Raw genomic sequence first — 14464 nt, 5'->3', positions numbered from 1 at the left:
TACATCCTTCCGAATTTCCTTCTATCCTTCCGCAAAACTTAGAAGATTTTTTGACATACCAAAAAGGACCTGCGTGTGCAAGTCCTTTTGTGTTTGTTTGATTAAGCTTGACCTGAAACTTCAGCAGCGTGGTCGTCCATTGAAAGAACTTCGTGGAAGACACGTTGTGTCAATTCAGTTTTTTGCTCTTTAGTGAGGTATTTAGTGTTTACGCAGTATCCAGAGATACGAACGATAACATCTTCACCTGCCATAATCTTGTCATAAACATCGTTCAAGTCCATAACGTTCAAGTTAACGTGCTGACCACCTTGCTCGAAGTATCCGTCAAGGATGGTTACCAAGTTTGCAACTTGCTCATCGAAGGTCTTACCAAGAGCTTTTGGAGAAACCTGAGTTGTCAATGAGATACCGTCGTTGGCATGTTTGAAGTTAAGTTTAGAAAGAGTATTCAAGTTTTGCAACCAACCGCCACGTGATTTAGAAGTTGGGTTAGCACCTGGTGGGAAGAATTCTACTTTAGAAGTGTTGACAGAGCCATCTTCGTTGAGGAATACACCACGGTGAACTGGAGAGTTACCAGTTTGTTTAGAGTAAGCAACGTTTGAAGTGATGGTCAAGATAGACACAGTTGCTTCTGCATTCTTGTAGAGTTTGTGTTTGTTCAAACGTGAGAAGAATGCTTCCATGAGCCATTTTGCGATGTCATCTACGCGGTCATCATCCTCACCGTAGCGTGGGAAGTCACCCGTTACTTCGTAGTCGTAGATGAAGCCGTCTTCGTCACGGATTGGTTTAACCTGTGCGTACTTGATAGCTGACAATGAGTCAACGGTGTTTGCGAAACCACAGATACCGAAGCCCATGTTTGCACGAAGGTGAGTTGGCAAGAAGGCCATTTGAACAGCTTCGTAGTTGTACTTGTCCGTCATGTAGTGGATGATGTTCATGGCATCTACATAAGTATCAGTCAACCAGTCAAGAGCGATTTCGAAGTTTTTCACAACTTGGTCATAGTCGAAGACTTCAGAAGTGTTTGGCTCAACGCCGTCAAATACCTTGTAGTCTTTGTGAACATCGTCGTAACCGTTGTTCCAGCTTGAAAGAAGAGCTTTAAGGACGTTTACACGAGCACCGAAGTATTGGATGTTGTGGCGTTTGTCTTCGCTTTCTGGGTCAAGTGGTGACACACAGCAAGAGATACATGACATTTCACCATAACCGTCTTTGGCCATTGTAGTTACACCTTCATATTGGATAGAAGAGTGTTTGTGGCTCATTGCCATACAGTAGCGACGGAATGCGTATGGAAGTTGGTCAGACCAAAGAACTGTTAAGTTTGGTTCTGGAGAGTTACCGATGTTGTCAAGTGTGTTCAAGAAACGGTAGTCCATCTTAGTAACACGGTGACGGCCATCGTTACCCATACCTGCCATAGATGTTGTAAGGAAAGTAGGGTCACCAGAGTAGATTTCGTCGAAGGCTTTTGTACGAGCGAATTTCACTGTACGGAGTTTCAATACGAAGTCATCAACGAATTCTTGGATTTCTGATTCAGTAAATGTACCGCGAGCCAAGTCACGTTCTGCGTAGATGTCAAGAACGATAGGCACACGACCAAGAGAAGTTGCCGCACCGTTAATCACACGAGCAACAGCCATGAAAGCAATGTTTGTCCATTGGATAGCTTCTTTGGTGTTCATCGCTGGTTTACGAACGTCAACACCGTAGTTGTCACCCAAGCGTACAACTTGTTGAAGGGCTTGGTACTGCATGTTGATTTCTTCGCGAAGACGGATTGATTCTTCGTCGATTTCAGTAATCGCGTTCCAGTCAGCTACTTTTTCTTCCATCAAGTAGTCTGCTCCGTAAAGAGCCAAACGAGCGTACATACCGATGATACGGCCACGTGAGTAAGCATCTGGAAGACCAGAAACGTGGTGTGAGTGGCGAGCACGGCGGATGTCAGCTGTGTAAGCACGGAAGATACCGTCGTTTACAGTTGTAGCGTGTTTTGTATAGATTTCATGAAGAAGTGGGTCTGGAGTATAGCCGTTCTCAATAAGTGTTGTTTCAGCCATACGGATACCACCACGTGGCATGAAGTTCAATTTGAAGAGTTCATCGTTTTGGATACCGAAGATGAGTTCGTTTTCTTTATCGATGAAACCAGCTGGGATGTCAGCAATAGATGTAGCACGATCTACGTCCATTGGGAAACGAGTATCTTCGTAACCAGCTTTTGTTTCTTCAATGATTTTTTTGATATGAAGTGAACGCTCAGTTGGACCTGCAAGGAAGCTCTCATCTCCATCATAAGGAGTGTAGTTAGCTTGAACGAAACGTGTCACACTAGCTTTTTCTTGCCAGTCTACACCTTTAAAGCCTTCCCAGGCTTGAGCGAAAATGTCTTCAGCAACATTCTTAGTTTTAACTTTTGTTGACATGAGGATTCTCCTTTAATACATTTTGGTATAACACCAACATGCCTTTATTATACCATTTGGAAACACTTTCCACAAGATAAAAATGCTTGAAAGTGGATTGAAAAAACTTTCAAAATTTATGAAAACAAGTCGAAAATACAGGTGTGTTTTCATTGGCCTAAAACCTAATAAAAATCAGGTCCTTGGTTTATGAAATATGAAAGTTTTTGTGAAATGGTGTATAATATTCTGAATTGCAAATCTAGCAGAAAGGAGTCTTCATGTTAATTTTTCCCTTAATCAATGATTTATCTCGAAAAATTATTCATATAGACATGGATGCTTTTTTTGCTGCTATCGAGGTTAGGGATAATCCCGATTTGAAAGGCAAGCCTGTTATCATTGGGGCGGATCCGCGGCTGTCTGGCGGTAGGGGAGTCGTGTCTACCTGTAATTATGAGGCGCGTGCCTTTGGTATTCACTCGGCCATGTCCTCCAAGGAGGCCTACGAACGCTGTCCTCAAGCGATTTTTATTTCTGGCAATTATGAAAAATACCAGGAAGTTGGGCGGCAGGTCAGGGAGATTTTTCATCGTTATACGGACCTAGTTGAGCCCATGTCCATTGACGAGGCCTATCTGGATGTGACGGAAAATAAGCTGGGGCTGACATCGGCTGTCAAGATTGCCAAACTGATCCAATACGACATCTGGAATGAACTCCATTTGACAGCCTCTGCAGGTGTTTCCTACAATAAATTCTTAGCCAAAATTGCCTCAGATATGGAAAAGCCGCACGGCTTGACCTTGATTTTGCCAGAGGATGCGGTTGGCGTACTGGCTTCCCTGCCTGTTGACAAATTCCACGGTGTCGGCAAGAAAACGGTGGAACGCCTGCAGGAGATGGGAGTTTACACAGGGCAGGATTTGCTGGATGTGCCAGAAATGGTCTTGATTGATACATTTGGTCGTTTTGGTTATGATTTGTATCGGAAGGCCAGGGGCATTTCAAATAGTCCAGTCAAACCTAACCGAGTGCGCAAGTCTATCGGAAAGGAAAGAACCTACCGTAAGCTCCTCTATCGTGATGAAAGAACTGGTCAGCCTCTGCCAACGGGTCGCAACAAGTTTGGAACGAAATCGGAAACAGGGCAGGACCATTGTCTTGAAGGTTCGTTATGGGGATTTTTCGACCTTGACAAAACGGCATAGTTTGGAAGAAACAACGGATCAAGTAGAAGTGATTGAAAGAGAAATCCGTCAACTTTTTGACGAGGTTGGGCAGGCTGAAAAAGGTATCCGCTTATTAGGGGTGACCGTTACCAATTTCATGGAAGGAGATAATCAAATTGCAAATATCGAGTAGATTTACCATTGCCAGTCATATGTTGGTCTTGCTGGCCTTGGAGGGAGAAAAGGAAAAACAGACCAGTACCAGCATTGCAGGCAGTGTGGGTGTCAATCCTGTTATTATTCGCAATATTCTGGCTCAGCTTAAGGAGGCTGGCTTGGTTCAGGTGGCGCGTGGGGTTGGTGGAGCCCGCTTGGCACAGGCTCCAGACCAGATTACTCTCCTTCATGTTTATCAGGCTGTAGAGTTGTTTGGAGAAAAAGGCCAACTCTTCGGCTTTCATGAGCAACCAAATCCAGCCTGTCAGGTAGGCCGAAATATTCATCCCCTACTAGATAGCCGTTTGGAAAATGCCCAGTCCGCTTTGGAAAGAGAGTTGGAACAAACGACCATAGCTGATTTATTAGCAGAATTGTAGCCATATTTCAAGAAAAATCATCTTTGTGGTGATTTTTTTTAATTTTTTGGTTGTAACACTTGACATTACAACTAAACAAGTTTATACTATTATTGTAAATAAAAACATTACAACTAAACAAGTGAGGTATACAATATGAAAATCGCCATTATCGCAGCAAACGGTCAAGCAGGTCAAGCTATTGCCAAGGAAGCAGTAGAGCGTGGTCATCAGGTGACGGCTATTGTTCGTTCTGAAAATAAGAGTGCAGCTCAAGAAGTGATCCAAAAAGACGCTTTGGATTTGACCAAGGAAGACTTGGCGGGATTTGATGTAGTAGTCAATGCTTTTGGTGCTTGGACGCCAGAAACCTTGCCAGGTCACAGTCGATTGGCTGAGCATCTAGCAACCATTCTTGCTGATAGCCCAACGCGTCTCTTGGTAGTTGGTGGGGCAGGTAGCCTCTATCTAGATGAGAGCCAAACAGCTATGCTCAAGGATGCGCCAGATTTTCCTGCGGAATACCTACCAATCGCTGAGGCTATGGGTGCTGGTCTAGACCTCTATCGTCAGGCGACAGCTATCAACTGGACCTATATCAGCCCGGCTGCTGACTTTGATGCGGAAGGTCAAAAAGTAGGTGCTTACACTTTGGCTGGTGAGGTTTTCCAAGTCAATGCTCAAGGTCAAAGTTATATCAGCTATGCTGACTATGCGGTGGCTCTAGTTGATATTGCTGAAAAAGGTGGCTACAAGCAGGAACGTATTTCTGTATTTGCATAAAAGATAAAATGACTAAAAAAGATAGTTCCGTCTTGGAATTATCTTTTTTATTTTTGTTTTATATAGTATAATAATATGTACAAAAACAAAAAGGAGACTTTTATGATTCACTTGATTTGTCCCAATCCAGCCCTAGACCGCACGCTGCTTGTGGAGAAGATAGAAAAGAACATTCCCCTCCGTCCGACGGAGGTCAGGGATTATCCTGGTGGCAAGAGTTTCAACGTAGCCTATGCCCTGCGTGAAAATGGCGTGACCGACTATACCATTCATACCATTTTGGGTGGGCAGATTGGTCGCTATATCCAAGACCTCAATGTCCAAAAGGGAAATCATTTGCAGGTGGTTGAAAATGACCAGAATACTCGAACCTGCAATATCTATGTAGAAACCAGTACAGGTGATGTGGTGCTCTTCTATGAAAAAGGCTTTGAACTGACAGAGGAACTGCTCAATCAATTTACCCAGCAGATTGAAAAGAGCCTGCAGGCTGGCGACATCCTAGTCTTTTCAGGCAGTCTGATGAAGGGCATGCCTGACAACTACATTCAGCAGTTTATAGAAAAATACCCAGAGGTTTTAACCATAGTGGACACCAGTGGACCGGCTTTACGTGCAGCTTATCAAGCACGTCCAGCCCTGATTAAAATCAATAATGAGGAGCTCAAGGACATCTATCCAGAGCTGGATGAAGAAAGTCCAGAGGATATTTTGCGGATATTAAAAGAAGTCACGCCGCATGAAAATATCATCATTACCATGGGAGGCAAGGGTAGTCTGGCTAAAATTGGTCAACGGTTTTTCCGAATCCAGTCGCCTAAGAAAGAAACACGCAATCCGATTGCAGCAGGGGATTTCTACTTGGGTTTGCTAGTCAAGGGCATCAGTCAAGGACAAGACCCAGAAATCTTCTTGAGAGAAGCGGCAGCCTTTGCGACAGCCAATTGCCTCAACTATTTCCCAGAAGTCCAGTCCGAGCAATTTGCAGAAATTTTGGAAAAGGTAGTTTTTGAAGAGGTGTAACTATATTTTATTGGATTTTGGCTAATACTCATTGAAATTCAAAAGCTACGCTCATTGTCTCGATTTGATGAGTGGGATGGGAAAGAATCCAGTTAAGCAAAAAAAGCGAACAGAATCCCTGCTGGGCACAGAATTCTGTTCGCTTTTTAATAATGTGACATGTACTCTACTATTCTACCTTCTCCAAGGTCACATATACATGAGGTTCTGATACCAGGTCATATTTGGCTTCTATAGATGGGTCGAAAGGATTTCCCCACATAAGGACCTTGTACTGTCCATCCTCTAGGATAAATCCTGGCGCAATACGTCCACCAAGTCCAGTCATTCCTGGGAGAAGGGCAGAACCTTCGCCTTCAGCACCACGGATGAGGTAGTGGTTGGGGCTGTACTCTACAAGGTCTGTGATTTGACCTGTGTAGGTGTGGATAAGATAGTCGCCTTCCTCATCTTCACTTTGACGAAAATCTTCGTAAGTAGTAAAGGTACCGTCAGGGCTGACAGTCACCTCAACATAACGGGCTTGTTGGCTGCTTCCTTGCCATTTTCCAACTAGACCATCTGGAATAGTGGTAGCTGGTAGGGTTAGGAGCTGAGTGTGTGTTGTTTCAGTACTTAGGACACTTTCTTCGGCTTGAGAGCTCTGAGTTTCCTGGGTTTGTTGTGCTTCTTGACTAGCCTCTACTGATGAACTGGTTTCGGTTGTCGTTTCTTGGGAACTAGCAGGCTGGGAGGAGCTAGTTTGCTTGGTACTTGATTGACTAGTTTTGCTTGTAGCTGTCTCTGATTTACTCTCTTGCGTTTTTGATGTGCAAGCTGTTAAGAGACAGGTTACAGAAAGCAACAATACTGAGTAGTTGAATATCTTTTTCATTTGAATGACCTCCGTTTATACATTCCATTTATAAATAGAGTATAGCAAATAAAAACAAGTCTGTCAACATAGTTTTGTAATATTTGTAATATTTTTGTAATAAAAGAAATCTTTTTGTCATTTAATCTTGAAAAATTCTTCAATATCTGCCTGATCAATACCAATCATGGGGTCGATGGTTAACAGGTTGTCCGCCGTCAGAATGTATTCTCTGGGTTGGGTACTTGTCTTTTCTGGCTGGTCTTGGTCAAGAAGGGACAGTTGCTGGCTGTTTTTTGTTACTTGCTCTGTTTGTTTTGACTTATCCGATTGAGCAGGTGGCTGGGTTTGCTTGGCTGTGGCTGTTTTGCTTTCGTTGTTTTCAGTTAGGCTTTTCTTGCTGTCCTGCTCTGCCATTTCCCCTTGGAAACGTGGGACCAGATAGGTTTTGCGGAGGGTGCCAGCGTTTTTGACGGCATAGTCGAAGGCGGAGATTTCACCTAGGAGGATGAGCTTGCTCTTGGAGCGGGTGATGGCGGTGTAGACCAGGTTGCGCTGGAGCATGCGGTGGCTGGTGCGGGTGATGGGAAGGATAACGACCTGGAACTCACTGCCTTGGGACTTGTGGATGGACATGGCATAGGCCAGGGTAATCTTGTACCATTCATTGCGTGGATAGGTGACCTCGCTACCGTCGAAGTTGATAGTTATCTCGTCCTGCTTGGAGTCGGTGTACTTGGCAGGCAAGAGGTCGGTGATGTAGCCCAAGTCGCCATTGAAGACATTGGCCTCGGCATCGTTGACTAGGTGGATGACTCGGTCGCCTTGGCGGAAGGCCTGCTCGTTGTGGAGAAATTCCAGTTCTCCGTCTTCTAAGGGATTGAGCAGGGCCTGGGTCATGGTGTTGAGTTGGTCAATGCCTGCGGCACCACGGTACATGGGTGCGAGGATTTGGACCTCGTTTGCAGGGATACCGGACTTGATAGCTGCGCCGACAATGCGTTCAATCAGGGCTGGAATTTGTTCGTTTTGCGCTTCAAAATAGGAGCGATCAGCCTTTTTCTCACGGAAATCGCTCGGCAAGGCCCCTTGGCGAATCTGGCTGGCTAGGGTAACAATGGTCGAATCATCGGATTGACGATAGATGCGTTCTAGAGTGATGCTGGGGAGCTTGTCAATTTTTAAGAGGTCAGCTAGGACCTGGCCGGGACTGACAGAGGGTAATTGCTCGGCATCGCCGACAATCAGGACTTGGGTCTGGGAGGAGATGTTCTGGAAGAGCTGGTTTGCCAACCAAGTATCTACCATAGAAAATTCATCCACGATGATAAAGTCGGCATCCAAATAATCATCGCGGTAGGATTCTTCCTGTCCTTCTACCAGACCGAGGTGGCGGTGGATGGTGGCAGAAGGCAGACCTGTCAATTCATTCATCCGTCTGGCTGCTCGTCCAGTTGGGGCGGCAAGGAGGACAGGGCATTCTTCTCGGTTGCGTGTCAGGTCAATCTTATGCAGGATGGCATAGACTGCGATAATACCGTTGATAACCGTTGTTTTTCCTGTTCCTGGTCCGCCTGTCAGAATGAAAAGCGGGTTGGTGATGGCTTGGACGATGGCTTCTTTTTGAATGTCATCATAGGTCAGGGAAGACATAGTTTCCAGCTCTGCTATGGCAGCCTCAACGTCTGCGCGTGGGAAGGGTTTGAAGCCATTTTTCCCCATCAGGCGGGTCAGGTTTTTATGGATACCATGTTCGGCAAAGTAGAGGCTGTTGTCAAAAATCTTTGTGCCTTCTTGCTGTACCTTGTCATCTGCAATCAGTCCTGTCAACTCGTGGGCAACTGCGGCAGGGTCCAGCTCTGTATGGCGGGATTTTTCCAGCAGTTCCAGGGTTGCTTCTAGTAAGTCTCTAGCCTCTACATAGGTATCGCCTGTTTCCATGGAACGATGGATGAGGCTAAAGAGCATACCTGCCCGAAAGCGTTGGGGGGAATCACTGGCAATTCCCAGGTTTTCCGCAATCCTATCGGCAATGGTGAAACCGAGCCCTTGGACGTCTTCAACCAGTTGATAAGGATTTTCTTCAATGATTTGAAGCGTTTTTTCTTTATACTGGTCTTGGATTTGAAAGGCTAATTTATTGGGAATGCCATACTCGGCTAGTTTTGCCAAGATCATTTCTGTTCCATAGTTAAGTCGGAGTTTTTCGACAAATGCCTGCCTGTTCTTGCTGGATAGGCCTGTGATTTGGGTCAATTTTTCAGGTTCAGCTAAAATCTTATCAATGGTATCTTCGCCATAGAGCTCAACGATTTTTTCTGCCGTTTTGCGTCCAATTCCCTTGAAATGGTCACTAGAGAAATACTTGACCAGACCAGTAGCAGTCGGTTTGCTGCGTTCGTAGCGAGAAATTTGCAGTTGCTGTCCGTATTTGGGATGGGTGACCAGATTGCCATAGAAACGATAATCCTCTCCCTCGATGACATCGGCTATGGTTCCAGTCACAATAATGTCGTAGTCGTCATAGTCTGCATCTGTTTCCTCGATTTCAAGGAGGAGGATCTTGTAAAAGTTACTAGGATTTTCAAAAATAATCCGGTCAATGGTGCCGGTAAAATATACTTCGTTCATAGAAAATAGTACCTAAAATAATGAAAAGAAGTTTGGAACAGTCAGCTCCAAACTTGTTTGTGTTAATCGACAGTTCCAATACGATTGAGAGGCCACATTCGGAAGACGACTTCTCCCTTGATTTTCTCTCGTGAGAAGGTTCCTACGCTACGGCTATCTAGTGATACGAGGCGGTCATCTCCCAGAAGATAGTATTGCCCCTCTGGAATGGTAACAGTGAAATTCACAGAGCCATTGGCATCCTGTGTAAAGGCCTGGGCAGCTTGGGCAACGGCCTGGAATTGTTTGTTGTAGGCATATTCTTCTTGTAGTTTGTCTGTTTGAAAGGCGGCTAGGTATTCATCAAGGTAGGGCTCGTCAACTTCCTGATCATTGATGTAGAGAACATCATTTTCATAGCGAATGGTGTCGCCTGGCATACCGACTACCCGTTTGACAATCAGTTTTTCCTTGCCATTGCTGTCTGTTTCGCTGGCCACGACAATGTCAAAACGGTCGATAGCGGTTGTCTTGAGCATCACCAATTTTTCTTGGTGTTGAAGCGTAGGGTCCATGGAGTGTCCATCAACGGATACAGGGTCCCATAAAAAATAGCGACTAGCAAATAGGGCAATCATAAAGAGGATGAGCGTCCCCCATTCTGCTAGGAAAGCTATCAATGGCAATCGTTTTGTAGTGTGTCCTTTTCCCATATTGGTTCCTCATTTCAATAACTTTTGTGCTTTTTGTGTGTTGGCAAAGTGGAGTTTGGCGGTCTGGTTGAGGCCAGCCATGCCATAGTCTTTTAGGATGCTGGCTGCAACCTGATCTGACTTGCTTCCAGCCCCTGAGGGTAGGTTTCTGCCGACTAGCTGGCCAAGTTGGACAAGATTGTCCAAAAACATAGCTCTAGCGATAATAGAAGAAACTGCCACTGCCAGATACTTACCCTCTGCCTTTTCTTCTAGAGTGACGGGGTTGGCAAATTGATTGGCTTCCTTCTTCAAGTACTTTTGATAATTTTGACTGGAAGTGAAGGCATCAATGACAATCTTTTCAGGCTGGACACCCTTTTGCAAGAGTAGGAAAATAGCCTGATTGTGTAGGGCGACCTTGACAGACACCGCATTGTAGCCTTGCTCGATGACTTCGTTGTATTTTTTCGGTGACAATAGCAGAGCTTGGTGGGGGATTTTCTCTTTTAAGAGAGGAGCGATTTGGCAGATTTTTTGGTCTGTCATTTTCTTGGAATCATCCACACCAAGCGACTTGAGAAAGGCATGGTCTTCTGGGCGGACAAAACTAGCAACCACTGCCAAACCGCCAAAATAAGACCCGTTTCCAACCTCATCTGTTCCAATCATGGGCAGGTTTTGACCAGGCATGCTCGTCTGGTCAGAGGCTTCTGGCTCGTAGCCCCAGCGTCTTGCTTCCTGCTCTGCCATTTCCCCTTGAAAAACGACCTTTCCTGAAGTATAGATGGACAGGCTGGCTCCAGTCAGTTTGAAAAATGCTTCTATATAGGGATTTTTACTGGCCTGACGATAGCGGTCGTAGTGGGCTAGCATGGCCTGTTTCTGCTGGGCAGATGGCTGTAGTACAAGAGTATTCATGTCCTTATTGTATCACAAATGAGGGCTAGAGTGTGCAGAAAAGGGTGGTTTTTACTATAATAGTAGGAGAAAGTGAGGAAGACGATGGAAGAACAAGTACAGTACAAGTGGGCGACCTTGGGAACAGGTGTAATCGCCAATGAATTGGTGCAAGCCTTGCAGGCTATGGGTGGAAATCTTTACTCTGTAGCCAACCGTACCTATGACAAGGGTGTGGAATTTGCGCAAACATATGGGATTGAAAAGGTTTATGAAGAAATCGATCAAGTCTTTGAAGATCCTCAAGTAGACATTATCTACATTTCTACCCCCCACAATACCCACATCAACTATTTGAGAAAGGCCTTGAAAGCGGGCAAACATGTCCTCTGCGAAAAGTCTATTACGCTTAATTCAGAAGAATTGGCAGAAGCCATTCAACTGGCGGAGGAAAATCAGGTCATCTTGGCAGAAGCTATGACCATTTTCCATATGCCAATCTATCGTCAGTTGAGCGAGGTGGTAGCTAGCGGCAAGCTGGGCGCTTTGAAGATGATTCAGATGAACTTTGGCAGCTACAAGGAATACGACATGACCAACCGCTTCTTCAATAAGAACTTGGCAGGTGGTGCCCTCTTGGATATTGGTGTCTACGCCTTGTCCTTTGTCCGCTGGTTTATGACGGAAAAGCCAAATCAGGTTTTGTCTCAGGTCAAACTGGCTCCGACAGGTGTGGACGAGCAGGTAGGAATTTTGCTCAGCAATGATGCTGGAGAAATGGCGACCATCGCCCTGACCCTCCATGCCAAACAGCCAAAACGGGGCACTATTGCCTACGACAAGGCCTACATCGAACTTTACGAGTATCCTCGTGGTCAGAAAGCAGTCATCACCTACACAGAAGACGGTAGTCAAGAAGTCATTGAAGTTGGTGAGACAGCCAAGGCCCTCTCCTACGAGGTGGCAGATATGGAAAAAGCTGTCGCGGGAATCGAAAACACCATGCACCTAGCCTACACCCAAGATGTCATGGAGATCATGACTCAACTCCGTAAAGAATGGGGCTTGGTCTATCCAGAAGAAGCCTAGAGAAGTGTTTTGGGGTTGCTTAACTTGGCGAGAAATATGACAGAACTGTGACAAATATATTAGCCGTGTAACAGAAAATGCCTAAGATTACATGGCCAATACAGTTTATTTAAAAGCCCTTTTGGCGCTTGTTTTTCACATAAGAATTCGGTATGATAGAACTATCAAATCAGAAAAGGAATAGAAGATGAAACGTAAAAGAGTTACAAAGCCAAAGCATATGCGTCGTAAGAGAAAAACTTCCCTTTTGCAAACGAATAAGAAAATGATGTACGCCTCAAGCTTGGCACTTTCACTTTTCACAACTGGTATGGTTAGTCCACAAGTTCTCGCATTGGAGTGGACACCGCGCAGTGTGGAGCAAATCATTACTGAAATTACAAGCAATGAGGGGCAGTTGACTTATACGGTTAAGTATGGTGATACTCTCAGTGCTATCGCTTCAGCTATGAATGTTGATATGCATCTATTGGCGAAAATCAATCAAATCACAGATATTAACTTGATCTTCCCAGATACAGTTTTGACAGCTACTCTTGATCAACATAATCAAGTTACTCAGATTGAAATTGAAACACCAAGTCAGGAAAATCCAGCAGAAACAGTTCAAGCAACAGTTGATGTGACGACCAATCAAGCAACAGTTGATAATACAGTTGTAAACTTGGCTGAAGTTCCTGCAGTAGCTCCAGTTACGCCAGCAGTAGAAACGCCAGCCGAGGTAGCTGCTCCAGTAGCGCCAGCAGTAGAAACGCCAGCCGAGGTAGCTGCTCCAGTTACTCCAGCAGTAGAAACGCCAGCCGAGGCAGCTGCTCCAGTAGCGCCAGCAGTAGAAACCCCAGCCGAGGCAGCTGCTCCAGTTGCTCCAGCAGTAGAAACGCCAGCCGAGGCAGCTGCTCCAGCTGCACCAGCAGTAGAAACGCCAGCCGATGCGGTAGCTCCAGTTGCACCAGCAGCAGAAGCCCAAGCAGCAGCAGAAGCCCAAGCGACAGCGGAAGCTCAAGCGGCAGCAGAAGCCCAAGCGGCAGCAGAAGCTCAAGTGGCAGCAGAAGCTCAAGCGACAGCAGAAGCCCAAGCAGCAGCAGAAGCTCAAGCGGCAGCAGAAGCTCAAGCAGCAGCAGAAGCTCAAGCGGCAGCGGAAGCCCAAGCAGCAGCAGAAGCTCAAGCGGCAGCAGAAGCCCAAGCGGCAGCAGAAGCTCAAGCGGCAGCAGAAGCTCAAGCGGCAGCGGAAGCCCAAGCCCAAGCAGCAGCGCAAACACAGGCAGCAACTAGCTCTTACGATGTGGGCTTGCAACCACAGGTAGCAGCCTTCCGTGCAGAAGTGGCTAGTGCCTTCGGTATTACTTCTTTCTCAGGTTACCGTCCTGGTGATTCTGGCGACCACGGTAAAGGTTTGGCTATTGACTTTATGGTACCGCAAAGTTCAGCACTTGGTGACCAAGTAGCAGAATATGCCATTGCCAATATGGGTGCGAGAAATATTTCTTACATTATTTGGAAACAACGTTTCTATGCACCTTATGACAGTATCTACGGTCCAGCTTATACTTGGAACTTGATGCCAGACCGTGGAAGCATTACAGAAAACCACTACGACCACGTCCACGTGTCATTTAACTAATAGCAATACGAAAAGCCAAACTCTAAGTGAGCTTGGCTTTTTTTGATGCTATTTGTACAGAACCAGTAGTGCTTACCTATCTCCAAAACTTGTCAGAGCCCTTCTTATCTTCAATGTTAAAGGCGATAATATTGCGGAGTAGGTCCCAGTTGGTTTCTTGGTCTTCCTTAATTTTGAAGAGGTTGGAAGTCGCATCGTAGCCGGCTTCCTTGATGTCCTTGGCAAAAGTCTCCATAGTAATCGTTTCGGGTGCAATGGAAATGTGAGCCTTGGCAGCGGAGAAGCCGATAATAAAAGTTCCGTCCATGATAAACATGGGCTGGTTCCACTTGATTTCAGTTGTTAGACTGGGAAATTCCTGCTGGATTTGGGTGAAAATTCTTTCCAGTTTGTCCTTCAAGACAGGGTTTTTAACCTTGTTCAAAAATTCTTGGAGCATGGGTGTCCTCTTTCTTTTTTATAGTCTTTTAGTTTACTTTTAGTACTAGGCAACGAGCCGCAGGCATAACTGGAGTTAGGCAAGGCGAGTTAACGAAGTAATAAAAGAAAAACTAAATGACGATATTTCATTCTATCACAAAGAGGCTGGGCAAAAACTAGCTTCTCACATATAAAAAAACGAGCAATTCCAATTAGGAGTTGCTCGTTTTCCATTTCATGCTTTATAATTATAATAACGACAAAACAACTAGAAAGGCATGAAAATGTATAAACAGTATA

The 14464-nt window shown here is 45.3% G+C and carries 12 protein-coding genes and 1 pseudogene; 6 read left to right on the top strand and 7 right to left on the bottom strand.

Going from position 1 to position 14464, the window contains the following annotated elements; all coding sequences use genetic code 11:
- Window positions 1-101: 101 nt before the first annotated feature.
- Window positions 102-2447 (bottom strand): formate C-acetyltransferase, encoded by a 2346-nt coding sequence (gene pflB, locus C1G57_RS05920; protein WP_105114149.1) that lies wholly within the window; start codon window positions 2445-2447, stop codon window positions 102-104.
- 260 nt (window positions 2448-2707) lie between these two features.
- Between pflB and dinB the strand changes: the two are divergent.
- The 4 genes and pseudogenes from dinB (at window position 2708) to C1G57_RS05900 (ending at window position 5979) form a co-directional block, all read left to right on the top strand.
- Window positions 2708-3791, top strand: a pseudogene (dinB, locus tag C1G57_RS05915) (DNA polymerase IV).
- Entirely contained in the window at window positions 3775-4194 is a 420-nt protein-coding gene (locus tag C1G57_RS05910) for an Rrf2 family transcriptional regulator (RefSeq protein WP_105114148.1), read from the top strand. Before dinB ends, C1G57_RS05910 begins: the two are co-directional and overlap by 17 nt.
- A 135-nt stretch (window positions 4195-4329) precedes the next feature.
- Window positions 4330-4956: an NAD(P)-dependent oxidoreductase gene (locus C1G57_RS05905; protein ID WP_105114147.1), complete on the top strand. Its 627-nt coding sequence runs from the start codon at window positions 4330-4332 to the stop codon at window positions 4954-4956.
- Between the two features lie 102 nt (window positions 4957-5058).
- Window positions 5059-5979, top strand: coding sequence for a 1-phosphofructokinase family hexose kinase (locus C1G57_RS05900; RefSeq protein WP_105114146.1), 921 nt, complete (start codon window positions 5059-5061; stop codon window positions 5977-5979).
- A gap of 169 nt (window positions 5980-6148) precedes the next feature.
- Here the strand turns inward: C1G57_RS05900 and C1G57_RS05895 are convergent, their stop codons facing one another.
- The 4 genes from C1G57_RS05895 to rnhC all read right to left on the bottom strand — a co-directional run bounded on the left by C1G57_RS05895 (window position 6149) and on the right by rnhC (window position 11055).
- Window positions 6149-6853 carry a hypothetical protein gene (locus C1G57_RS05895; RefSeq protein ID WP_105114145.1) on the bottom strand — a complete coding sequence of 235 codons (705 nt, stop codon included), beginning with the start codon at window positions 6851-6853 and terminating at the stop codon, window positions 6149-6151.
- 117 nt (window positions 6854-6970) lie between these two features.
- Complete coding sequence (locus tag C1G57_RS05890) at window positions 6971-9463, bottom strand: ATP-dependent RecD-like DNA helicase (RefSeq protein WP_105114144.1); 2493 nt, start codon at window positions 9461-9463, stop codon at window positions 6971-6973.
- A 62-nt stretch (window positions 9464-9525) separates the two neighbouring features.
- A complete protein-coding gene (lepB, locus tag C1G57_RS05885; RefSeq protein ID WP_105114143.1) occupies window positions 9526-10155 on the bottom strand; it encodes a signal peptidase I in 630 nt (209 codons plus the stop codon).
- A 9-nt stretch (window positions 10156-10164) separates the two neighbouring features.
- Window positions 10165-11055: a ribonuclease HIII gene (rnhC, locus tag C1G57_RS05880; RefSeq protein WP_105114142.1), complete on the bottom strand. Its 891-nt coding sequence runs from the start codon at window positions 11053-11055 to the stop codon at window positions 10165-10167.
- Window positions 11056-11139: 84 nt separating this feature from the next.
- Between rnhC and C1G57_RS05875 the strand changes: the two genes are divergently transcribed.
- Both C1G57_RS05875 and C1G57_RS05870 read left to right on the top strand, forming a co-directional pair.
- Window positions 11140-12123 (top strand): Gfo/Idh/MocA family protein, encoded by a 984-nt coding sequence (locus C1G57_RS05875; protein ID WP_105114141.1) that lies wholly within the window; start codon window positions 11140-11142, stop codon window positions 12121-12123.
- Between the two features lie 187 nt (window positions 12124-12310).
- Entirely contained in the window at window positions 12311-13744 is a 1434-nt protein-coding gene (locus tag C1G57_RS05870; RefSeq protein WP_105114140.1) for a LysM peptidoglycan-binding domain-containing protein, read from the top strand.
- A 76-nt stretch (window positions 13745-13820) separates the two neighbouring features.
- Here the strand turns inward: C1G57_RS05870 and C1G57_RS05865 are convergent, their stop codons facing one another.
- Window positions 13821-14183 carry an iron chaperone gene (locus C1G57_RS05865; RefSeq protein ID WP_105114139.1) on the bottom strand — a complete coding sequence of 121 codons (363 nt, stop codon included), beginning with the start codon at window positions 14181-14183 and terminating at the stop codon, window positions 13821-13823.
- Between the two features lie 89 nt (window positions 14184-14272).
- On the bottom strand, window positions 14273-14464 hold a 192-nt coding region (locus tag C1G57_RS11365), incomplete at its 5' end, for a hypothetical protein (protein WP_238597129.1).

The sequence above is a fragment of the Streptococcus suis genome, assembly GCF_002960425.1.
GTDB lineage: Bacteria > Bacillota > Bacilli > Lactobacillales > Streptococcaceae > Streptococcus > Streptococcus suis_S.
The sequence above is the reverse complement of the archived record's forward strand: the minus strand, read 5'-3'. Positions and strand labels throughout refer to the sequence as shown.